Annotated in this window: 17 protein-coding genes; 7 read left to right on the top strand and 10 right to left on the bottom strand. The window is 58.7% G+C overall.

Annotated features, from left to right (window positions below; genetic code table 11):
* Positions 1 to 86: 86 nt before the first annotated feature.
* Together JAO29_RS06140 and JAO29_RS06135 are read right to left on the bottom strand one after the other, a co-directional pair.
* A complete protein-coding gene (locus tag JAO29_RS06140; RefSeq protein WP_334267310.1) occupies positions 87 to 1,178 on the bottom strand; it encodes a YeiH family protein in 1,092 nt (363 codons plus the stop codon).
* 693 nt (positions 1,179 to 1,871) lie between these two features.
* Positions 1,872 to 3,725, bottom strand: a complete 1,854-nt coding sequence (locus JAO29_RS06135; protein WP_334267309.1) for a phosphoenolpyruvate carboxykinase (GTP) — start codon at positions 3,723 to 3,725, stop codon at positions 1,872 to 1,874.
* Positions 3,726 to 3,899: 174 nt separating this feature from the next.
* On the opposite strand from JAO29_RS06135, the gene JAO29_RS06130 reads away from it, so the two are divergent.
* On the top strand, positions 3,900 to 5,423 hold the full coding sequence (locus tag JAO29_RS06130) for a rhamnogalacturonan acetylesterase (RefSeq protein WP_334267308.1): 1,524 nt from the start codon (positions 3,900 to 3,902) through the stop codon (positions 5,421 to 5,423).
* On the opposite strand, the gene JAO29_RS06125 is transcribed toward JAO29_RS06130, so the two are convergent.
* From JAO29_RS06125 to JAO29_RS06115, 3 genes are all read right to left on the bottom strand, one after another.
* Positions 5,424 to 6,479: an AI-2E family transporter gene (locus JAO29_RS06125; RefSeq protein ID WP_334267307.1), complete on the bottom strand. Its 1,056-nt coding sequence runs from the start codon at positions 6,477 to 6,479 to the stop codon at positions 5,424 to 5,426. It lies immediately after the preceding gene.
* A 37-nt stretch (positions 6,480 to 6,516) separates the two neighbouring features.
* Positions 6,517 to 7,887, bottom strand: coding sequence for a glycoside hydrolase family 28 protein (locus JAO29_RS06120; protein WP_334267306.1), 1,371 nt, complete (start codon positions 7,885 to 7,887; stop codon positions 6,517 to 6,519).
* Positions 7,888 to 8,186: 299 nt separating this feature from the next.
* A complete protein-coding gene (locus tag JAO29_RS06115; RefSeq protein ID WP_334267305.1) occupies positions 8,187 to 9,263 on the bottom strand; it encodes a sialidase family protein in 1,077 nt (358 codons plus the stop codon).
* A 214-nt stretch (positions 9,264 to 9,477) separates the two neighbouring features.
* On the opposite strand from JAO29_RS06115, the gene JAO29_RS06110 reads away from it, so the two are divergent.
* Positions 9,478 to 10,275, top strand: coding sequence for a class I SAM-dependent methyltransferase (locus JAO29_RS06110; RefSeq protein ID WP_334267304.1), 798 nt, complete (start codon positions 9,478 to 9,480; stop codon positions 10,273 to 10,275).
* 203 nt (positions 10,276 to 10,478) lie between these two features.
* Here JAO29_RS06110 and JAO29_RS06105 read toward each other — a convergent pair whose 3' ends face one another.
* Positions 10,479 to 11,315: an AraC family transcriptional regulator gene (locus JAO29_RS06105; RefSeq protein WP_334267303.1), complete on the bottom strand. Its 837-nt coding sequence runs from the start codon at positions 11,313 to 11,315 to the stop codon at positions 10,479 to 10,481.
* A gap of 116 nt (positions 11,316 to 11,431) precedes the next feature.
* Between JAO29_RS06105 and JAO29_RS06100 the strand changes: the two genes are divergently transcribed.
* From JAO29_RS06100 to JAO29_RS06090, 3 genes are all read left to right on the top strand, one after another.
* On the top strand, positions 11,432 to 11,959 hold the full coding sequence (locus JAO29_RS06100; RefSeq protein ID WP_334267302.1) for a DUF417 family protein: 528 nt from the start codon (positions 11,432 to 11,434) through the stop codon (positions 11,957 to 11,959).
* Positions 11,960 to 12,158: 199 nt separating this feature from the next.
* Positions 12,159 to 12,560, top strand: coding sequence for a nuclear transport factor 2 family protein (locus tag JAO29_RS06095; RefSeq protein ID WP_334267301.1), 402 nt, complete (start codon positions 12,159 to 12,161; stop codon positions 12,558 to 12,560).
* Between the two features lie 89 nt (positions 12,561 to 12,649).
* Complete coding sequence (locus JAO29_RS06090) at positions 12,650 to 13,645, top strand: aldo/keto reductase (RefSeq protein WP_334267300.1); 996 nt, start codon at positions 12,650 to 12,652, stop codon at positions 13,643 to 13,645.
* Positions 13,646 to 13,832: 187 nt separating this feature from the next.
* On the opposite strand, the gene holA is transcribed toward JAO29_RS06090, so the two are convergent.
* Positions 13,833 to 14,999: a DNA polymerase III subunit delta gene (holA, locus tag JAO29_RS06085; RefSeq protein ID WP_334267299.1), complete on the bottom strand. Its 1,167-nt coding sequence runs from the start codon at positions 14,997 to 14,999 to the stop codon at positions 13,833 to 13,835.
* 146 nt (positions 15,000 to 15,145) lie between these two features.
* Between holA and JAO29_RS06080 the strand changes: the two genes are divergently transcribed.
* Complete coding sequence (locus JAO29_RS06080; RefSeq protein WP_334267298.1) at positions 15,146 to 16,225, top strand: hypothetical protein; 1,080 nt, start codon at positions 15,146 to 15,148, stop codon at positions 16,223 to 16,225.
* Here the strand turns inward: JAO29_RS06080 and lptE are convergent.
* Complete coding sequence (lptE, locus tag JAO29_RS06075) at positions 16,222 to 16,740, bottom strand: LptE family protein (RefSeq protein WP_334267297.1); 519 nt, start codon at positions 16,738 to 16,740, stop codon at positions 16,222 to 16,224. The two genes, JAO29_RS06080 and lptE, sit on opposite strands and share 4 nt — an antisense overlap.
* Before the next feature lie 112 nt (positions 16,741 to 16,852).
* Here lptE and JAO29_RS06070 point away from each other — a divergent pair, with 112 nt between their 5' ends.
* Complete coding sequence (locus tag JAO29_RS06070) at positions 16,853 to 17,728, top strand: manganese catalase family protein (protein ID WP_334267296.1); 876 nt, start codon at positions 16,853 to 16,855, stop codon at positions 17,726 to 17,728.
* A 96-nt stretch (positions 17,729 to 17,824) separates the two neighbouring features.
* On the opposite strand, the gene ftsH is transcribed toward JAO29_RS06070, so the two are convergent.
* Both ftsH and tilS read right to left on the bottom strand, forming a co-directional pair.
* Complete coding sequence (gene ftsH / locus JAO29_RS06065) at positions 17,825 to 19,744, bottom strand: ATP-dependent zinc metalloprotease FtsH (protein WP_334267295.1); 1,920 nt, start codon at positions 19,742 to 19,744, stop codon at positions 17,825 to 17,827.
* 388 nt (positions 19,745 to 20,132) lie between these two features.
* Complete coding sequence (gene tilS, locus JAO29_RS06060) at positions 20,133 to 21,245, bottom strand: tRNA lysidine(34) synthetase TilS (RefSeq protein ID WP_334267294.1); 1,113 nt, start codon at positions 21,243 to 21,245, stop codon at positions 20,133 to 20,135.
* Positions 21,246 to 21,272: the final 27 nt, after the last annotated feature.

Here is a 21,272-nt window from a genome sequence, read left to right as displayed (position 1 = left end):
GTTTTCTTTTTGTGAAAGGAAAGCTGAGCTGGTCCTCGCTTAAGAGCGGCGACAACAGCGATTGACTTGAAGTACGAAGAGCGAAGTCATCGGGTGACTCCGTGGCTGTAGCTCCAGTAGACGAGCCCCAGCGTGATGAATGCGATTGCGATCTCGCCAAGGATTCCGACGATCAGAGGACGCCATCCCTGGCTGGTGAGGTCGCGGAGGTTCGTTCTGAGTCCAACGCCTGCGAATGCAGGAAGGAAGGCCCACTTGGAGAGATTGGCCAGGCTGGTGAGCTGGCTGTGGGTGAAGAAACCGGCTGTTGCGAGAACCGAAAGCGCGATAAAGCCGAGGATGAACTTCGGGAACTTGCGCCAGAGAAAGACGCCCTTGTGTTCCACATCGGGAGCCAGACCCCGCGAGGACCAGTAGACGGCGTAGGCAAGGACAACAAAGCCGATGAAGCCGGAACGTGCGGTCTTTGCGAGTACAGTCCAGCGTCCGGCTTCTTCGCCGTAGAGAGCGCCGGTGACGAGCGATTCGGCGGTGTTGTCGACAGCGAGGCCAGCCCACATGCCGTATCCCTGCTGGCTCATGTGAAGAGCGTGGCCGATGGCAGGAAAGGTAAAGAGTGCGATGGCGCCGAGCGTGAGGATGGCCGCGATTGCGGTGGAGGTGTCTTCTTCTTCGGCCTCAATGGCGCCGCGAGCAGCCATGATCGCGGTGACACCGCAGATGCTTGATCCCATCGCCAACAGCGAGGTCAGTTTGGGAGGCAGGCGAAAGATACGGCCCAGCAAGTGCATCATGGACAGCGAAAGGGTCAACTCGACCGCAACCAGTGCGAGAGAGAGTCCGCCGATGTGCAGAATGTCCTGCAGGAGAAAGCGGGCGCCCACCAGGACGATGCCGAGCTTGAGCCAAAGCTCGTAGGTTGCCACGCCGGCGCGGAAGAGGGGAGCGACGCCCCACGTGTTTCCAATGAAGAGGCCGAGGAGGATAGCCCACAAGACATATTCAAGGTGAGGGAAGGGGATGCTGGGGTAGGTCGTCCGGAGGACAGTGGAGGTATGTTCAAAGAGCTTGCCCAAAAGTCCGATACCGAAGAGCAGGGCCACTCCCGGCAGCACACCAAGAAACCTTGCGCTGAGTGAGGGAGAGGGGGCAGTCACCGGAATCGTCTGGACAGACACTTAGGATCCTAGAACCCGATGGGAGGAATCAGGTCAAAGCGGATAAGTGCCGCCAGGGTGAGGGCGATCGCAACGGCGATCAGGTCGATGTTGATGCGGCTACTGGATATTTGAGGAGCTGCCATAGATGCCTCGATTCAGCGATTGAACTTTTTGAGTTTCCGCGGGCATAAGAAAAACCCACGTGCGCGATTGGCGCTGCTACGTGGGTTCCTAAAATCTTCTAAGCCTGAACTACGATCTTGGCCTAGGCGAGGGAGATTCCAGCGCAGCAGCAACAGGTGCCCTTACAACAAGGACAACAGTTACAGGCCGCGATGCGCATCAATCCCATTAGGAAGAGGTTAAAAGGTTCCGGGGCATGCGTCAAGTTGAATGGTGGAAAATCTCACTATAAAAAGGAAACCCACGCAGCGCGGTGGGGGCTGTTGCGTGGGTGTTCCATTAATCAACGAAGTGGGTGGACTTCGTTATGACCGACTCAACCCGAAGGGAGTCCTGCCACATCGGTTAAGATACCGATAAAAAGGTTGCCCGTCAAGATGCCTTTGTCTTATAGGGCATCCTGGTGTCTGCAGCGAAACCCTTTCAGAGGCTGAGCTAAGGTAGACATCCTCAACTAGATATGGAGGGGGCATAGTTTTTCGGCCGCGAGAAGGTTTCCGGCTGTGCCTGATCTGATCACCTCTACATTCAGAGGCGGCAGATGAGAAGCTCACGCTCATAGATCATCTCGGGTGGAAGGTGATCATGGAGCGCGAGAAAGAGCTCCTCATGGTCCATCACCTCGCGGCGCCAGGCAGCCCGGTCGACCGTCTGCAGCTCGTCGAAGACGGCTCGGCGTCTCTCTTCGGACATCTGCAGCCCCTCCCACCGAATGTCTTCGTAGTGAGGGGTCCACCCGATCGGCGTCTCTTTGCCCTGAGCTCGTCCGCGCACGCGATCGACGACCCACTTCAGCACGCGCATGTTTTCCGAGTATCCGGGCCAGAGGAATCTTCCGTTCTCGTCCTTACGGAACCAGTTGACGTGGAAGATGCGGGGCGTGGACGAGAGCGTGCGCTGCATCTTGATCCAGTGCCGGAAGTAATCGCCCATGTGATATCCGCAGAATGGAAGCATGGCCATGGGATCGCGCCGCACTTTGCCCAGTGCGCCTCCTGCGGCCGCTGTGGTCTCTGAGCCCATGGTGGCTCCTGCATAGACTCCGCCGGACCAGTTGAAGGCCTGATAGACGAGCGGCATGGTGGTCGAGCGGCGGCCCCCGAAGATGATGGCCGAGATGGGAACTCCCTGCGGGGCTTCCCAGTCGGGATCGATGGTGGGGCACTGGCTCGCCGGGGCCGTAAAGCGGCCATTCGGGTGCGCCGCAGGCTTTCCGGTCTGTTTGCCGATCTCAGGGGTCCACCGCTCTCCACGCCAGTCCAGACACTCTGCTGGTGGAGTGTCGGTCATGCCCTCCCACCAAACGCCGCCCTCGGGGGTAAGCGCCACGTTGGTAAAGATTGTGTTCTTCGCCAGGGTGGCCATGGCATTGGGATTGGTCTTCGCGGAGGTTCCGGGGGCCACGCCAAAGAACCCCGACTCCGGATTAATGGCGCGGAGTCTTCCGGTGGAATCGGGCTTGATCCAGGCGATGTCGTCGCCCACGGTCCACACCTTCCAGCCCTCAAAGCCGGCGGGGGGAATCATCATGGCGAAGTTGGTCTTTCCGCAGGCGGAAGGAAAAGCCGCCGCGACATAGGTCTTCTCGTGGGTGGGCGACTCGACGCCCAGGATGAGCATGTGCTCGGCCATCCAGCCTTCGTCACGCGCAATATTGGAGGCGATGCGGAGCGCGAAACACTTCTTTCCCAGCAGGGCATTGCCGCCGTAGCCAGAGCCGTAGCTCCAGATCTCGCGGGTCTCCGGGAAATGGACGATGTACTTGTCGTCATTGCAGGGCCATGGCACGTCCTGTTGGCCGGGCTCGAGCGGAACTCCGACCGAGTGCATGCAGGGAACGACGCGCTTGGTGTCTTTGTCGATCTCGGCGAAGACCGGGGCGCCGACTCGGGCCATGATGCGCATGTTGACGACCGCGTAAGCGGAGTCAGTCAACTGCACGCCGATCTGCGACATCGGCGAGCCGATGGGTCCCATGGAGAAGGGAAGAACGTACATCGTCCGCCCCCGCATGCAGCCGCGGAAGAGCTGCTTGAGCTTGCGGCGCATCACGAACGGGTCTTCCCAGTTATTCGTGGGACCGGCGTTGTCCCTGGACAGGGAGCAGATGAAGGTGCGGTCCTCGACCCGGGCGACGTCATTTGGAGCCGAGCGGGCGTAGAAACAGCCGGGCCAAAGCGACTGATTCAACTGAATGAAGGTGCCTGCATCTACGAGCTGGCGGCACAGAAGATCGTATTCGGCCTGTGACCCGTCGACCCAGTGAATTGCGTCCGGCTGGGTGAGGTCTGCCATCTTTTCGACCCAGCGAATCAGGTGCTTGTTCGAAGTGGGCGGCGCGGAAGGAAGGACAGCAGTAATAAGGGTCTTTTCGGTCTTCATAGGGTGATCAAGAATCTCCTGATAAGGATTCGCCCGCTTCCGGGCGCTGTCAACTCCGTCGTTCGCTCCGCAGAAGGTCTTACGTTGCCCCGTGTATAGGACGCGGGAAGTGGTCAGGCCAATTTTGCTTCAGCTGCGATATGCTGTTTGCCATTGAAGAGAAGGAAGGATCTCATGGGTCTCCGGTTCCACCACTCGTTATCTGTTGTGGCATTGAGTTTAATTTGTGTATCAGCGATTGCGCAGGGAGATCCCCCTCGCGCATTTGATGCCGCCACGGCTGCAATGCGGAAGCCCGGAACGAGCGTACGCATTGACCTGATCGGCGATTCGACCCAGACGGACCATGCCGGTTATGGAAGAGGATTCTGCGCCAACCTGACTGCGGCGGTGGATTGTCTGAACATGGCCAAAGGGGGCGCGAGCACCAAAACCTACCGCGAGCAGGGGTTGTGGGACAGAGCCCTGGAGACCAGGCCGGACTACATGCTGATCCAGTTTGGCCACAACGATATGGAGAGCAAGGAGCATCTTCCGCGGCAGGTCCCGATGGAGCAGTACGAGGCCAATCTTCGACGCTATGTGCAGGAGGCTCGTGCGGCAGGGGTAAAGCCGGTGCTGGTCACACCTCTCACGAGGCGCTACTTCGGTGCAGACGGCAAGATACACTCCGACCTGCTGGCACACGCCGCGACCATGAAGCGTGTCGCCACCGAGATGAAGGTGCCGCTGATCGACCTGCAGGCTGACAGCATCGCCTATCTTGATCGTGTGGGCGAGGCGGAAGGAACCAAGCTTGGCATCACGAAGAAGGACTCTGACGGGAAGACGATTCCGGACAAGACGCACCTGAACTGGGCCGGGTCTTATGTGTTTGGACGCATCGTCGCGGTCGATCTCGGCAAGGCGGTGCCCGCGCTGGCGCACGATGTAAGGCGGCAGGCAGCGCAGCTTCCGGCGGAGGGCGTGAAGGCGATGAAGGTCTTCGAGGGCGGTCCGGTGAGGATTGTGCTCGTAGGCGACTCCACGGTGAATGCGGAAGGCGGCTGGGGCAAGGGCTTCTGCGAGATTGTGACTCGTAACGTTACATGTATCAACGACGCGCTGAATGGACGTAGCTCCAAGAGTTTTATCGACGAGGGTGCATGGGCCAAGGCGCTGGCGGACAAGGGCGATTACTACCTTATTCAGTTTGGCCACAATGACATGAAAGGCAAGGGGCCCAAGCGCGAGACTGATCCGGAGACCACCTACGCTGCCAATATTCGCAAGTACATTCGTGATGCGCGCGCGATCGGAGCTGTCCCTGCGGTTGTGACGTCGCTCTCGCGGCGAAATTACGAAGACGGCCATCTGATTGAGGATCTCAATGCATACTCCGCTGCGGCCCGGCGGGTTGCGGCGGAAGAGAATGTCGCCGTGGTGGATCTGAATGCAATGTCGACCAAACTGCTGGTGGGAATGACGCAGGAGCAGGCCGATCAGTTCGATGCGAAGGGGAACGAAGATCAGCACGCTGAGAACGGTAAGAACAAGATGGATCGGACCCACCTGAATGCGAAGGGGCAGGCACTGTTCGGGCGCATGGTGGCCGACAGCCTGGTTCGCGTACAGGTGGAACTGGGTCCGGACATCGTTGGTCAGCCGGCGCAGACGGCAACGTCGGCAGCAGAACCCTCGAAGACGTCGTCCAACTGACTAGGCCGCGGGCGGAACGATAACCTCCGCTCCGCTGCGACCTCTCCATATGTCGAGCAGGGTGGCGGCGGCGGTGAAGGTAATCGGCCCCAGGATGATGCCTGTGATCCCGAATAAAGTGATTCCGCCGAGGATCGATAAAAGAACCGCGACGGAGTGTTGGCGCAGTTGCGGGCCAACCATGATGGGATAGAGGAAGTTGTCCACGAGACTGACGATCCCTCCACCCCAGATGGTGAGCATGAGGGCTTTCAGCCAGTGTCCGGAGAAGCCCAGGAAGAGAGCTATGGGGACCCAGACCAGGAAGGCTCCGAAGGCAGGAACCATGGCCATGACGCCGGTGAGGATGGCCCAGAGGAGTGCATTGGGGACTCCGAGAACCCAGTAGGCGCAACCGGCGAGGACTGCCTGCAGGGCGGCGATGGCGAGTCGGCCCAAAGACGTCGCGTAGACGGTACCACGGAGCCGCGCCAGAAAGATTCCCGCTTCGCGATCGTTCAACGGCAGGAGCGAACGAGCAAACCTCGCTGCGGTGTCACGGTCACGATAGAGGAAGAAGAGGACGAAGAGCATCGCTACGATCTGCGTAATCGCTCCGATGGAGTTTCCGATCAGGACGGCGAATTTCTTTCCCAGGAAGGCCGCTGTCGTTCGCGCCGTGTTCTCGATGTCGATGCTATCTGTAACAGTCTGGATTCGCGCGGCCACGGCAGGATGCCGGCTGAAGTAATCGGAGATATTTTGCTGCGTGGTGTCGCTGCGCAAGGTAGATATGAGCCCGGCGATCTGATTGCCCACATCCTGCGCCAGGAAAGAGATGGGAACCACGATACTGAGGATCACAAGGGTCAGCGCAAGGGCCGCAGCTAAATTGGGGCGTTGGATTCTCTGAGCGATCCAGAGATACGGCTTCTCTGTCACGATCGCGATGGCGATGGCGCCCACGATCGCTACGAGGAACGGACGTAGCAGAAGAGCGCAGACGATCAGGACACCAAGGGTCAAAAGGAAGAGAGCGATTTGCTTCCATAAAGAAGATTCAGGACTTGCTTGCATGTGACCTCGTCCGAAGATGGAGCCGTTGGGCTACATCTTATGGTGCAAGAGGGGTCGAGGGGGTTGCAGGAAAAGGAACGAACCTGCTGTTGCAGGAGGACGCAATGGAGGTCTGCGAATCGCCGTGGACCTTGGAATCGAGCCCTGGCGGGGGCTTCAGATTGACAGGACCCGGTCCGAAGAAGAGATCCGCATGTTTCAAAGAGTATGTATAGGCGTCCTCATCGGTGATCTGTACATTGTCGAGCGCCACCGAGGCGCGGTGCGTGGCGTCATAGCCCTCAAACAGAATCTTGCCTCCGCCGGAGATACGCACATTGCGGAGGGTGATATCCCGGAACGTCGGTGGCGAATCGCCCTTGACCGGACCGTTGGCGGTGTAGGACGCAGAGATATCGATGGGCCTGGGCGATTTGCGGATGCACACATCGTCGTAGACCACGTCCTCCACCAGACCTCCGCGCGTACCCATCGACTTGATGCGGATTCCTGAGTCAGGACTATCCAGCGAGAGATCGGTGACGCGGATATGGTTCACTCCACCGTTCGTCTCGCTCCCGATGGACATTCCATGGCCCCAATAAAAATGATTATGCGAGATGGTGATGTTCGAGACAGCTTCGCCTCCTTTGATGGCAACATTGTCGTCGCCCGTACGGATGTAACTCTGCGTGATGGTGACGTTGCGCGATCCTCCAGGATCGACACCATCGGTGTTGCGTGCGCCGCGGCGAGGCGTATCGATCACGAGTCCCCAGATGGTGAAGCCGTCACCATGGTTGTAGACGACATGAAAGTTGGGCGAGTTCCGCATCGTGATGCGGTAGATCGTGAAGTCATTGGCGTAGTCGGCGACGATGAGGCGCGGCACCTGCTGTCGGCCTCCGGCGCGAGCCTGCTCGGCAAGCTGCCACCACGTGACATCCTGGTGAAGCAGCTTTGCTCCTCCCCGGCCGTCGATCGCGCCCTCTCCCATCACTGCGGCCCCGGTGACGTGATCTACAGAGATGAGCGGGCGGCAGCCATTGCGCTGATCGTTGACGACACCGCAGGATCCGGGCGTGGTCTCGTACAACTTCGGATCGCGCGAGGCATAGAGGGTGACGCCGCGATCGATCAGCAGCGTTACACCTTCCCGCAGTTCGAGCGGGCCGCTCAAAAATGCGCGGGCCCGTCCTCGCGAACGAAGGACGACAGCGCGGCCATCGCGGCAGGTGTCCAGCGCATGTTGAATGCGGACTGTGTCCAGCCTCTCTTCATCCTTCTCTGCTATTCCGCTGGATAAGGGAATCAGTCTCGCCGTCAGAACACTACAGCTCGGCGGCATGACCGGCTCAGTCACCGTGCGAGTGTCCTGGGCAACGAGAGGAAGGGCGGCGGCCAGCGAGAGAAGGATAAGGTGACGCATGTGTCTCCTGATTGGTCGAACCAATTATGCCACTCTTAAGGTCGAGGGTTGCTTCCCACCCTTGGAGATCGAGTCAGAGTCGGTATCGATGCGCGATAGCCCGATCGATTCTTCAGCAGAAGGGACACCTCTTGAGCGAGAGATGCGCAACCCCGACGCGACAGATACCTCGACCTCAGAACGGTTCTGTCCAGCCGCTTAGTATTGGATGCCGACCAGAGAATCTCTGAGGCCTCAAACCATTGCGTTCAGCGTCCGTTCTCTCGTGACTGACTCTTATCGGGTACACGGGTTCAACCTTAATGAACGCTGGATAAGGGAATCTTCGCGAAGGCGATTCGCTTCCGGTTCCAGGTGTAGGTGGCGTAAAGGTTCGAGTCACGTCCCTGGATGATGGCGGGGTACGAGTACTCTCCGGGCTGGTCTTCGAGGGTTGAGAACATAGTGAAGTGCTCGCCGTCTTTGCTGACCGCCAGGTTCAGCGGCGTGCGTCCGGTGGTGGTGTTGTTGTAGATCAGGACCACGCGTCCATCCTTTAGCCCTACTGCGTCGATTCCCGAGTTGGGATTTGGCAAGTCCATCGGGTGAGCGTCGGTCCAGGTCACGCCATCATCGTAAGAGTCAGCCGCGCAGATGCGTCCGATGTCACGGGTCGAACGGGCGTAGAGACGCAGATGCTTCTTACCCAGCTGCACGACGCTGGGCTGGATGATGCCAGTTACCTGTTCCGAGCCGGGCTTCAGCGGCGGTTGGAAGAGTGCCGGTGAGGGCATGAGGCGAGTGGGAACGGTGATGGGACCAGACCTGTGCCAGGTTGCGCCGTTATCCGTGCTGCGATCGACCCACACGGCCCAAGCCGAGTAGCTCTCCACGGAGGTTCCGCTGACGATGGTGCCGTTCTCGAGCACCAGCGGCTTGTCTTTGATCGGTCCCAGCAGGCCGGCCGGTAGATGTTCCGGCTGAGACCACGTCTTGCCCTGGTCCTTGCTGACGAGCCGCGCTCCCGTCCACTCTCGCACATTGCGTCCGTACTTGTAGTAGAGCCACAGCCTCCCATCATGAGTCTCGAAGAGCACTGGGTTCCAGCAGGGCACGTTGGGTTCACGTACCAGCAGAAACGGTGCCGACCAGCCGGCAGAGGTACGTCTTGCACCCCAGATGGCTACATCGGTGGCGCCCTCTTTGGCCCCGCCGAACCATGCCGCCAGAATGTCACCATTCACCAGCTGCACCAGCGTAGAGGCGTGCGCGGAGGGGAAGGGAGCCTCTGTGTAGATGAACTCCTTTGAGATCCCCGAGGGGGGGGATTCAGCGAAGAAGGGCATGGTTGCGGACAGGAGGACAAGAAGGCAGGTGCAAAGGAGGTTTTTTCTCATGGCTCCGATCAGATTTTGCAAAACTTCGGTTCGACGAGGTTGAGAAGGTACGAGAACTTAATCCCAACGATGGAATGTCAGGAGACCACTCTGAGATGTTCCGGCCCCGAACGACAATTTGCAAGCGCCTCGTCTCTTCTCGGATTTTTGGAGTACTCGGAAGAAGGAAGATTTCCTGTCCGGCTTCGGGCGATCTGGACGTTAGAATCTGCAGATGGCTCGCTCAGCCGTCAGAAGAGTTCTGCAGGTGTTCGTCAATCGCGGGCCGTGGGGATTCTGTGTCCTGGCGGCTCAAAAGGCAGGTCAGCGGCTCCATCTGGTCAAGGCATCGCCCGATGCAGACACGCCGAAAGGCTCAGCGGGCAGGCCTCTTCATCCCTTCGATGAGGAGTATGGCACCGATACGAGCGGTCTGATCTGGGGTGAAGATCTTTCTTCGGGACATCGTAACGATCTCTGGAGTACGGCCTACTACGGTATCTCTCCTTCGCTGCTGACCGACGTCATCGGGACGCTTCAGCTCGAGTGGGAACGGTTCACCTTCATCGATCTCGGCTCGGGCAAGGGACGCGCTCTGATGGTGGCCTCACGCTTTCCGTTTCGCAAGATCATCGGGGTGGAGTTTATCCCGCAGCTCCATACGGCTGCGGTAGCGAATATCGCGAGATTCTCTGCTCCCTGGCAGAGCTGCCACGACATCCAGCCGATCCATGGCGATGCGACGGAGTTCATGTACCCGGACGGTCCGATGGTGATCTACCTCTACAATCCTTTTCTGGCTCCTGTGCTGAAGAGATGTCTGAAGCACCTGTCCCGGCTGCTGAAGAAAGATCCTCGGGAGGTTTACCTCATCTATGCGAATCCATCGTTTGAGCGCCTGGTAGAGAAGTACGCGCCTGCCATGAGGAGACAGTGGGAGCGCACGTTCGCCTTCACTCCAGAGGAAGCTGCCGCCGATCGCTTCGGCTCAGAGCAGGAGAGGGTCGTCGTGTGGAAGTACGATCTCTCATGAGGATCGAGGAAAGGGTTCGTTGCTATAGCAGCCCAGATTCTGAACGTACTTGTTTCATGACCGCTCTCCCTTGAGAAGAGGTTGGCGATCGCCGGAGCTTCGGTTAGGTCAGAGAAGCGCGCCTCTTGCTCCTATCACAAAGACGTCTCCTGAATGAGTGATTCGGTTTGGAGGAGAACGGACCGGAATTCCGCGTCTTCGCCTCAGGGGACATCGGCTAATTTTCGTTGAGAGGCGAGCCAGTCAGACGGAGAAATCCGGAGACGTTTGGTGAAGACTCGTGTGAGGGCTGTGGCATTGGCATATCCCACGGCGGCTGCGATCAGCTTCAAAGAGCTGCCCTTGCGTAACATCGTCTGGGCCACGCCGAGGCGCCAGTCCGTCAGGTAATCGAAGGGCGTCGTGCAGACGACCTGGCGAAAGCGGGCGGCGAAGCGCGCACGAGACATTCCCGCTCGTTGGGCCAGTTCTTCCAGTGACCAGGGAGCCTCAGGGTGTTTATGCATGGCCTCAATTGCTCTGCCCAGCCGTTCATCGGCAAGCCCCGACAAGACCCCACTCTCGAGCAGACGTTCCTTCAGGGCGGACCGTATGAGAAGCACGAGAACGTATTCGAAGAGATGATCGAGCGCGGTCTGCCTCCCGGCGGACTGAGAGCTGGCTTCGGCGAACAGGAGCTCGAGGGCCGGAGCAAGCTCAGGAAGGGCGTCCAGAGCGACAACGAATGGCTCTGGGAGTGAGGCGGTTAGAGGGTTCAGCATCCCGGTGCCGAATTGCACAGTCGCGCAGACCAGGTCAGCGCCATCTGCCTCGGGGCCGTGCACACGATGCCGGTGAGGACGGGGAAAGAACACGATGCTCGGCGTGTCAATCACCAGGGGACGAACGTTGGGGCGAATGACCGTCAAAGTTCCTCTTCGAAGTACATGGAGATAACCAGTCGGTTCGTCGAGGTTCGGGGAAATGCCACATTGCTGTCCCGAGTAAAACATTCGGGCCGAGAGGGAGAACCGTTCGAAAAACGGAGCCAGGCTATCCATAATGAGACTATAAGGTATATAGATGGCACTCTACATGGCCCATAGTATTGTCTCATCGTCGAAGATGTTTCGTTGGATCAGTGCAAAAGCACTCTGGATGCGAAAGGGACAAGACGATGAATTGGTTAAACAAGTTGCGAATGAAAACGGATAGAGGTTTGGTTCACTTAGCTATTTGGGTAAATGGACACGATATTGCATTCCTCGTTTCCAGTATCGGCATGATCGTAATGCTGCTTTGGGCCGGATCCTTCAAAATGACGAGACCGGGGGCCGAAGGCATCATTCCTTTGGTCTCTAATAGTCCGCTGATCTGGTGGCACTTTAAAGTATTCGGTCCTTACATCGGATCGGACCTTATCGGCCTCACCGAGTGGCTTTATGCCGTCTTGATCATCGCGGGATACTTCAGACCTAAGGCCGGCATCGCAGGAGGGCTCGTCGGAATTGTCATCTTCTTTACGACGAGCACCATGATCGTGACTACTCCGGGCGCAATTATCTCCGTACCGGGGATTCATGGAATGAGATACATGAGCTTCTTGGGCTTGTTTCTTTTCAAAGATGTCATATCCCTCGGAGTATCTTTTTACCTGGTCAGCTATTTCGGGAAGAAGGCAATATCTTCCGAAAACCAATGCTAGTGTCCACGCCGCACGCCTCTGGCTCAACCATCCTTAAAGCTGCTCGTGGTAACGAGAGGCCTAATCCTGGGGGCGCTCTGTTTCGTGCCTCGCCTCTCTTGAGAAGAGATTGGCGATCTCGGAGCTTCGGTTACGTAGGAGGAGCGCCGTTCTGAGGATCTATCATGACTCGTGTGGCTGCAGCCGCACGGAGGACTGGATGACAGACGCGCAGACCCTTATAGTTGATGCCTATTCTGCCTTCAACCAGCGGAACATCGACGCTGCATTGGCGCTGATGAGTGAGAACGTGAGTTGGCCTAAGGCATCGGAAGGCGGGCGTGTCGTCGGGAAAGAAGAGATTCGTGCCTACTGGAGCCGCCAATGGAAAGAGTTCGATCCGCACGTCGAACCGATTGAGGTGATCGACCGCGGCGCAAACAAGATTGATGTCAGAGTCCATCAACTCGTAAAGAGCCTTGGTGGCGAAGTGCTTTCAGACAGCGAGGTCTGGCATTTCTATACAACTGCGAACGGTCTCATCGAACGGATGGACCTCGAACAGAAGGAAACAGACTCCGAGCCAAAGCCGTCCTCAGCATTTACCCAGCACCAGGCGTAGACGGAAGCTGGTCTGCTCTGCATACTGTCTTGTGGATCGGCCTAGACTGAGAATGTTCGATCCATGCACGATTCGACACAGGAGAAATCATGCAAAAGCGCACATTAGGAAAAAGCGGCCTCGAAGTTTCAGCACTCGGCCTCGGCTGCATGGGCTTGAGCTTCGGCCTGGGCCCCGCTACAGAAAAGTCAGAAGCCATCAAACTTATCCGAGCCGCGGTTGAGCGAGGTGTCACCTTCTTCGACACCGCCGAAGTCTATGGCCCCTTCACCAATGAAGAAGTGGTTGGCGAAGCACTCGGGCCGTTCCGCAAAGACGTCGTCATCGCCACCAAGTTCGGCTTTGAGCCCGACCCCCAAAATGACGGCAAGTGGACCTCTACCAATAGCCGCCCCGATCACATCAGGCAGGTCGTCGAAGGTTCGCTCAAGCGTCTGCGGACCGACACCATCGACCTCCTCTACCAGCATCGCGTGGACAAAAACACACCTATTGAAGACACTGCGGGAGCTGTTAAAGACCTCATCCAGGCCGGCAAGGTAAAGCACTTCGGTCTCTCCGAAGCCGGCGCAAACACCATCCGCCGCGCCAATGCCGTGCAACCCGTCACGGCACTGCAAAGCGAGTACTCTCTCTTCTGGCGCGAGCCGGAAGACTCCGTCATGCCGACGCTCGAAGAACTTGGCATCGGTTTTGTTCCCTTTAGTCCTTTGGGCAAAGGCTTCCTTACCGGCAAGATCGACGCCTCCACCAAATTCGACAGCACCGACTTCCGCGCCATCGTGCCACGCTTCACTGAAGAAAATCGCAGAGCGAACCAGGCACTCGTCGACGTGATTACCAGCTTCGCGGCGCGGAAGAAAGCCACGCCTGCACAGATCGCTCTCGCTTGGCTGCTTGCCAAGAAGCAGTGGATCGTTCCCATCCCGGGCACAACCAAGCTCTCACGACTTGAAGAGAATCTTGGCGCCGTCGCCATCGAACTCACACCAGAAGACGTACATGCGCTCGAAGAAGCCTCCTCCGCGATTAAGGTCGAAGGCGAACGTTACCCCGCAACGCACGCGAAGATGATCGATCGCTAATCCCGGCTACACAGATCTGCGGTGACAGATACTGCGAGCAGAACCTGGTTTCCCTCGGCTCTCACATACGACGATGTGAGAGCCGTCTCTTCTGCGCATATCGTCTCTCACGCGTAGCTGAGAGATTATGAATTCGTAATGGAAAGCCGTCTTCTCGTCAGTGATTATGCGCGCTCTATATAACGAGCTACAGCTCCATCGCGAACTGAAGGGAGGAGTCATAAAACGCTGCCTTCGGTTCGGCGCACAGGTCGAGGACGAGTCGCTCGAGAACTAGCACCTTGCTGACCGGAGAGCTGCGCAGTTCAAGGTCCGCGCGCGCGATCAGGCGAAGGGCCCGGGTGAGGTCGCGGCGGGACTTGTATCGCCGTGCCTGGCGGATCAGGTCTTCCGCGGCAAACGGCGGCATCCGGAAGCCCTGCCACAGCGCCTGCCAGATGGCGCGTGAGTCGCGGACGTTCTTCTCGACGATGACCAGCATCTGGCGGAAGGTACGAGCCAGCATATAGAGATGACCGATCGCGGCGTCTTCTCCGCCGTCCGAGGCATTGAGCAAACCGTGCAGCAGGGCGAGAGCGCGTGGACGGTCGCGAAGCGAGATTGCGTCGGTCAGCTCGTAGAGCGAACGCTGCTTGGCCGCGAGCACCATCGTTTCGACGTCGCCAAGGGTTACGCGATTCTTTGCGACCTCTTCGGTTCCGCGGGCACCGGCGTAGAGCAGCAGCTTTTCGAATTCGCTGGCGATCAGCATCATGTCTGCGCCCAGCGAGTCCGCGAGTTCGCGCGCGGCATCGGGATCGAAGCGCACGCCGCGAGAGTCTGCCGTATCGGTAATCCAGCGAACGGCGTCGTTCTCATCGACACGGGCAAGTTCGACGATGCCACACCAGTCGCCGAGAGTCTCACGGAGGCGCTCGTATCGTTCCTTGTCCTGGTAGTCCATGCGCCGCAGGTCGGTGGGGATACGGATGTGGTCGGCGACAAAGATCAGAAGCGCCTGCGGGTTGGGCGAGCGGAAGTAGGCGTCGATCGCCGCGAACTCTTCTTTCTTTGAACCGCGTCCGTAAAGCACCTTGGTATTGCGCAGAAAAAAGACCTGAAAGGGAGCCATCAGCGACGGTGTCTGGGCGCGATCCAGAGCCTCGAAGATGCTGGTCTCGGAGAGGTCGAGATCGTGCAGCGAAAAGTCGCGTGCGTCGGCGGCGATGAGGGTGGAGAGCACTGCCCGACGGCAGCGGTCGTAGAGGAAGATCTCGTCCCCAATGAGGACATAACCGGGACGAATTGACGACGGAGCCGCGATCTCGGCAAGAAATCGGTCGGTCGAGGCAAAACTGCGAAGGGATGGAGGCATAGAGTTACCGGCCTTCCAGCGAAAGGCCTCATCTCTACTATGACCGCTGCGGAGGGTTTCGCCAAATGAATGTCACGGCCCCCGTGTTCAAAGGGTAATGGAGAAAAAACATCGAACTAGAATTCTGTGCAGGTAGGATAAAAACGATGGCGTCGACAGAGGAACCGGGAACAGTGCCGAACCAGCGGTCATGGAAACGGCGGGATATTCTCCTCCTTGCCTTTTTATCTTTGTTCGCCGTGCAGTGCGTAAGAAGCCACTTCTTCAACAACGAGAGCAATGGCATGGACTGGTCGACCTATGCGGCCGGAACGGCGAAAATGCCCTATCAGGGGCGCATCGGTATGGTGCCGGTGCTGCGTTGGGCTGAGGAAAACTCCTTCATGGTGCAAACCGCCCATCGCTATAACGCGATGATGGTCGCGGGGGCGCGATACAAGGAGCCCGTGACGGTGGAGAAGTTCGCTTCGCTGCTCTCCTCTCTGCTAGCGATGTTCGGTCTTCTCGGCTTTACGGTCTGGTATGGCAGGCGGAAGATGCAGGGGCCGTGGTGGCTCTCCGCCGTGATCCTGCTTGAGATCCTGACAGTTACTCTCGCGGTCCACAGCGAACATACCGCATGGACTCCCTACGACATCCCACATACGGCTCTGTTTGGCCTCGCGGTGCTCTGCGCGTACGAGGGTTGGTGGGCGGCGATGCTTCTTCTCTTTGCCATCGATGTTCCCGTACGCGAGACTTCCATCTTTCTGCTGGCCGTCACTGTGCCCATGGCATATCTCCGATGGAAGCAGCCCCTGTGGCGCACTGTCGCGCTTGCACTCGGAATGGGAGTGTATTGGGAGGGATGGCACCTGTGGATTCAGCACCGATTCGCTCACAATGGCAATGACATCGGAAACCGTCTACGGATGAATCTGCATGAGATTGCTGTTCCCACGCATTGGCCCCAGATGCTGTGCGCGGGCGGATATCTGATTGTGTTTATCTGGCTGGAACGAAGGCGGCTTAGCCCCAATGAGCGGTTGTTGCTCTATTGCACGCTTCTGAGCACGCCAGTCACTCTATGGTTCGGCGTCTGGGGCGAATCGCGCATCTGGCTGGAGTGGTCGTTGCCATGGGCGGTGCTGGCGGCTGCAGAGCTTAACCAGTACTGGAGCCACCGTTCCGACGAGGCTCCGACGCGTGAGGCTCTGCCAACTTCGAGAGACTCTGCCAGCATCTAGAAAGAGTTCAGCATGTCACTGACCACTGTCTGGGCAAAGTCCCGCGACATGCGCGAGATGGCCGGCGATCCTTCCTGAATAAACGTGTTTACATCCTGCGTGGACTGGTACTGCTCACGGAAGGTGACGGCATCGTTGCGATAGAGCACGGTTCCGTCGTGCGCCGTGAGAGTGACGCTCGCGGTGACGGCGACCAGATAGCTTGACGATTGGCTGGAGTTCGCATCGTAGGTCAAAGGCGTAATGGTCTGACTAAGAATGGTGCCGCGAAGGATGGCGTCAGCATCGGTGGTATCCGAATTGAGAACACGATAACGGGTTTGCGTGTTCAACTCGCGTATCAGAGCCTGCGTGAACGCCATCTCGGTGTGATACGCCTGCGTACGCGTGGAAAAGATAGGTACAGCAAGGGTGCGGACATTGGCGGGAATGTGAGTGGCAGAACCCGCAGTGTGATAGCCGCAGCCTGTCAGGGATAGGGGAAGCAGAAAAGAGAGGGCGAGAAGGCGCTTCATGCTATTGGCTTATTGTCGCATTTTTGTAAAGCCGGTAAAACGACGAACGAGCGCAGCAGAATCCGCATCGAACGAGAGGTACGCCGCACGCAGACCAATATGAGGAACGCCTATGTATCACCATGTAAAGAAGTTGATGTACACAGTCAACATCGGGGAGCCCGATGTAAAGTTTGGCAATATGCTGCTGGAGCAGTTCGGTGGGGCAAACGGCGAACTCGCAGCAGCCATGCAGTACACCATCCAGGGCTGGAACTGTCTCGACGATCTGGGGCGCAGAGATCTGCTTCTTGATATCGGAACGGAAGAGTTGAGTCACCTGGAGGTAGTCGGAGCCCTGATCCGGATGCACCTGAAACCCCTCAAAACGAATCGGGAAGCGGCGGAGGCTGATCCTCTGGTGACCATCGCCGGCGGTGGGGGAGTGAACCTCTTCGACTCACAGGGAAATCCCTGGACCTCGACCTACCTGAAGATCACGGGCGAACTGGACGTGGACCTTCGCAGCAATATCGCTGCCGAGGCAAGGGCCAAGATCGTCTACGAACGCCTGATCGATCACACTGACGATCCAGGCAGCATCGACGCCCTGCAGTTTCTGATGACCCGCGAGATTACGCACATGAAGGCGTTCCAGGCGGCGCTTGAGAGCATGGAGAAGCCGATGTTCTCGATCGGTATGCTCAAGCCCACTCCCGGAATCGTCGACGAGTACTTCAACGGCTCGACCGGCGACGGAAGCGAAGGAGATACGGATATGCGGGGCCCCTGGACCACTCTTCACGGGCTGCATGTCGTGGATCCAAAGATGGATGCTCCTGGAGGCGGACTCTCAGTGCAGGACATCAATGGGAAGATTCAGGGCGAGGAGCGCGGCAAGCAGGACGAAGCCCAGAAGGCAACCACTTCTCCCGGAGAAGAGGCGATCGGCAAGAAATCCTCGGGGAAGGTAAAACCCGCTGTGAAGAGCACGGGCCGGAAACTGTAATAACGGCAAATAAGGTTTTGCTGGTTACTGCAAATTCAGACAAAAAGAGGAGGCAGCCCATGTGGCTGCCTCCTCTTTTTGATGCTGGGTTTGAAGTTATGCGGGTGAAGGCTGACCTTCGTTGAAGCCGGGCTTGCGGCCTGCCTCGGGCTTGAGGACCTTCTGGGCCTCTCCTCCCGGGCCGGAATCCACGCCGGCAAGTGCGGACTTCATCGGTGGGAGCTGCTTGCCCTCGATGATCAGCTTGATCTCAACAGCGTCCAGGGTCTCGCGCTCCAGAAGGGCGCTGGCGAGCCGATGCATGATGTCCTGGTTGGTGTTCAGCAGGCTGTAGGCCGACTGGTAGGCGGAATCGACGAAGCTGCGAACCTCGGCGTCGATCTGGCGGGCAGTCTCGTCGGAGAAGTCGCGGTGTTGTGCGATCTCGCGTCCGAGGAAGATCTGCTCTTCCTTCTTGCCGAAGGTCATCGGTCCCATCTTCGACATGCCGAACTCGCAGACCATCTTGCGGGCGAGGTCGGTGATGCGCTCGATGTCATTGCCGGCACCGGTCGTCATCTTGCCGAGGAAGATCTCTTCGGCGCAACGTCCGCCCATGAGGGTGGCGAGGCGCGTCTCGAGGTACTCCTTGGTTACGGTGTGCTGATCTTCCTCGGGGAGGTAGACCGTAACGCCGAGAGCCATGCCGCGGGGGATGATCGTTACCTTATGGAGCGGGTCGGAGTGCTCACGGAGCGCGGAGACGAGTGTGTGACCGGCCTCATGATAGGCGGTGACCTTCTTCTCTTCGTCGGTGAGGAGCATCGACTTACGCTCGGCACCCATCATGACCTTGTCCTTGGCTACTTCGAAGTCGTACATGTGGACCGACTTGCGGTTGTAGCGGGCCGCGGTCAGAGCGGCTTCGTTGACCATGTTGGCAAGGTCGGCTCCGGAGAAGCCCGGGGTCCCACGAGCAAGAACGTTGAGGTCGACGTCTTCGGCCATGGGAACCTTCTTGGCGTGGACCTTGAGGACCTCTTCGCGGCCGCGGATGTCCGGGCGATCGACGACGACGCGGCGATCGAAACGGCCGGGGCGGAGAAGGGCGGGATCAAGAACGTCGGGCCGGTTGGTGGCAGCTACCAGGATGACTCCATCGTTAGCCTCAAAGCCGTCCATCTCGACCAGAAGCTGGTTGAGGGTCTGCTCACGCTCATCGTGTCCACCGCCGAGGCCAGCGCCACGATGACGGCCGACAGCGTCGATTTCGTCGATGAAGATGATGCAGGGAGCGTTCTTCTTGCCCTGTTCGAAGAGGTCACGAACGCGGCTTGCACCGACGCCGACGAACATCTCGACGAAGTCCGAACCAGAGATGGAGAAGAAGGGAACATTGGCTTCCCCGGCTACAGCGCGGGCCAGGAGCGTCTTACCGGTTCCTGGAGGTCCGACGAGAAGCACACCCTTGGGGATGCGACCGCCGAGACGCTGGAACTTCTGGGCTTCGCGGAGGAACTCGATGATCTCCTTGAGTTCTTCCTTGGCCTCGTCTACGCCAGCGACGTCCTTGAAGGTGATCTTCTTCTGCTGCATGGAGAGCAGGCGGGCTCGCGATTTGCCGAAGCTCATCGCTTTATTTCCGCCGGACTGCATCTGGCGCAGAAGGAAGAACCAGAGGCCGAGGAGCAGAGCGAAGGGCGCGAGCTGGATGAGGAAACCAAGCCACGCGTTCGAGTTCTGGTCCTTGATGGAGATGTTGACGCCGTGGTCACGGAGCGTCTTGTACATGTCCGGGTAGTTGGCCGGGATGGTGGTGTGGAACTGGGTCTTGTCGTCCTTCCACTTGCCCGTTACCTCGGAGCCGTTGACCATGACCTCAGCGACTTTGCCCTGGTCAGCATCGTTAAGAAGCTGCGTCAGGCTGATGTTCTTTTCCTGGCCGGCGCCTGTGCCCTTGACGACAAACTGCCACAGAAAAACGAGGCAGGTGATCATGAAGACCCAGATCAGTATTTGTTTGACGGTCGAGTTCAAAGCGTATTCCTCATTTCCTTGTCTGCATGCCGTGATGCGTGGACGGCTTGTCAGACCCAACACCCCTGGGGAGAGCCCTAGCGAGTGTCTACATCTTTTAGACGATAGCGATAAAGGAAGGTTCCACGGGCAGCCGGTTCGAATCGATCGGCACCGCGGTAACGGTCCTACCCCGTCAGATGGTTAAGATTCTACTCTGAGGGACAAAGATTCAGGGGGAAATCGAAGGTTTTTCAGCGCATATCTAAAGATATGCGGAGAGCCGACTTAGGTGGTTTCGGAAGCTCAGATATCCATGCCCGGATGGCCTGACAGTGAGGCGGAGTTCCATGGTCAGGTGCTGTTGATTCAGAAGCAGATAGGCTCAAGATCAGGGCGGTCCCCGCACCTAGAGAGTGTCCTCCGCGGGGCTGCCGGCCCCGGATTCGCGGAACAGACGGAGCTCTCGCGCGGAGCGTTGCGCCCGCAGACCTCGAGCAAGGTGGACTGCGGCACCCGATCTGGCAGCTACGGTTGGGAGTGTGGCCAGGCCTGCCAGAGCGAGAAGGCGGGTGGTGTCGTCGAAGCTGAGCCGGAATCCGAGCTGACGGGCGGCGGAACGCAGGACGCGACGACGAAGCGCAGGGTCGAGGGGACGGAGCCGATCCAGCTCGATCGCGACGGTGGCCTCACCGGGAACAGTGGCGACAGCCCGGCCCCCACCCCGGACGGGTTTTCCTGGCAAGAGAAGCTGAGGGAGCAGTCGGGAGAGTTCCGTTTGCCAGCGAGCCTCCTCCTCGCGGGCGAGTTCAGCGAGATTTGCCAGAGTCTGATCGATGGATGGGTTAAACGTGCGGAGCTGGGGTAAAAGCTCGTGACGAACTCGATTGCGGGTGTAGGCGATGTCGGCGTTAGTGAGGTCGGTTCGCCAGGGCTGATTGCGCGCCTGGAGAAAGGCTTCGATCTCGCTTCGACGCGTGGAGAGCAGGGGACGGAGGATGCGGCCGGAGCGCGGAGAGCCTTGCGAGTGTGTGGTGGGGATCTCCACGGATACGACGGGATGGATGGCAGACAGTCCCTCCGTCCATGCGCCCCGGAGCAGCTTCATCATGACCGTCTCGGCCTGGTCGTCAAGGGTGTGGGCGGTGAGGACGGAGTCGGCATGGCCAGACGCGATGAGGGTGCGGAAGAAGGCGTAGCGGACCTCGCGGGCGGCTTCTTCGAGGGTCTCGCGGTTTTCTGCGGCGCGGGCGGGAACGTCGGCGCGGTGAATGTGAAGAGGGATGTCGAGCTGGATGCAGAGATCCTGAACGAAGGTGAGGTCGGCGTCGGATTCGGCGGCCTCGCGAATGCCGTGGTGGACGTGGATGGCGGAGAGGCCGATGCCGAGGGCGTCGCGCTGGGCCGTGTTTGCCTCGTGGATGGCGAGCAGGAGTGCTACAGAGTCGGCTCCTCCAGAGATGGCGACGCAGAGGCGATCGCCGGGACGGATGTGTTCCCGGCTAAAAGGAAGCGTGGACATTAAACCATCGTAGACGGACATCGCGAC

The sequence above is a fragment of the Edaphobacter sp. HDX4 genome (genome assembly GCF_036877565.1).
GTDB lineage: Bacteria > Acidobacteriota > Terriglobia > Terriglobales > Acidobacteriaceae > Edaphobacter.
The sequence above is the reverse complement of the archived record's forward strand: the minus strand, read 5'-3'. Positions and strand labels throughout refer to the sequence as shown.

Excerpts from the sequence above, each read along its gene's own strand:
- JAO29_RS06135 (WP_334267309.1), bottom strand. The coding sequence starts at position 3,725 with ATGAAGACCGAAAAGACCCTTATTACTGCTGTCCTTCCTTCCGCGCCG.
- JAO29_RS06130 (WP_334267308.1), top strand. The coding sequence starts at position 3,900 with ATGGGTCTCCGGTTCCACCACTCGTTATCTGTTGTGGCATTGAGTTTA.
- JAO29_RS06125 (WP_334267307.1), bottom strand. The coding sequence starts at position 6,479 with ATGCAAGCAAGTCCTGAATCTTCTTTATGGAAGCAAATCGCTCTCTTC.
- JAO29_RS06120 (WP_334267306.1), bottom strand. The coding sequence starts at position 7,887 with ATGCGTCACCTTATCCTTCTCTCGCTGGCCGCCGCCCTTCCTCTCGTT.
- JAO29_RS06115 (WP_334267305.1), bottom strand. The coding sequence starts at position 9,263 with ATGAGAAAAAACCTCCTTTGCACCTGCCTTCTTGTCCTCCTGTCCGCA.
- JAO29_RS06110 (WP_334267304.1), top strand. The coding sequence starts at position 9,478 with ATGGCTCGCTCAGCCGTCAGAAGAGTTCTGCAGGTGTTCGTCAATCGC.
- JAO29_RS06105 (WP_334267303.1), bottom strand. The coding sequence starts at position 11,315 with ATGGATAGCCTGGCTCCGTTTTTCGAACGGTTCTCCCTCTCGGCCCGA.
- JAO29_RS06100 (WP_334267302.1), top strand. The coding sequence starts at position 11,432 with ATGAATTGGTTAAACAAGTTGCGAATGAAAACGGATAGAGGTTTGGTT.
- JAO29_RS06095 (WP_334267301.1), top strand. The coding sequence starts at position 12,159 with ATGACAGACGCGCAGACCCTTATAGTTGATGCCTATTCTGCCTTCAAC.
- JAO29_RS06090 (WP_334267300.1), top strand. The coding sequence starts at position 12,650 with ATGCAAAAGCGCACATTAGGAAAAAGCGGCCTCGAAGTTTCAGCACTC.
- holA (WP_334267299.1), bottom strand. The coding sequence starts at position 14,999 with ATGCCTCCATCCCTTCGCAGTTTTGCCTCGACCGACCGATTTCTTGCC.
- JAO29_RS06080 (WP_334267298.1), top strand. The coding sequence starts at position 15,146 with ATGGCGTCGACAGAGGAACCGGGAACAGTGCCGAACCAGCGGTCATGG.
- lptE (WP_334267297.1), bottom strand. The coding sequence starts at position 16,740 with ATGAAGCGCCTTCTCGCCCTCTCTTTTCTGCTTCCCCTATCCCTGACA.
- JAO29_RS06070 (WP_334267296.1), top strand. The coding sequence starts at position 16,853 with ATGTATCACCATGTAAAGAAGTTGATGTACACAGTCAACATCGGGGAG.
- tilS (WP_334267294.1), bottom strand. The coding sequence starts at position 21,245 with ATGTCCACGCTTCCTTTTAGCCGGGAACACATCCGTCCCGGCGATCGC.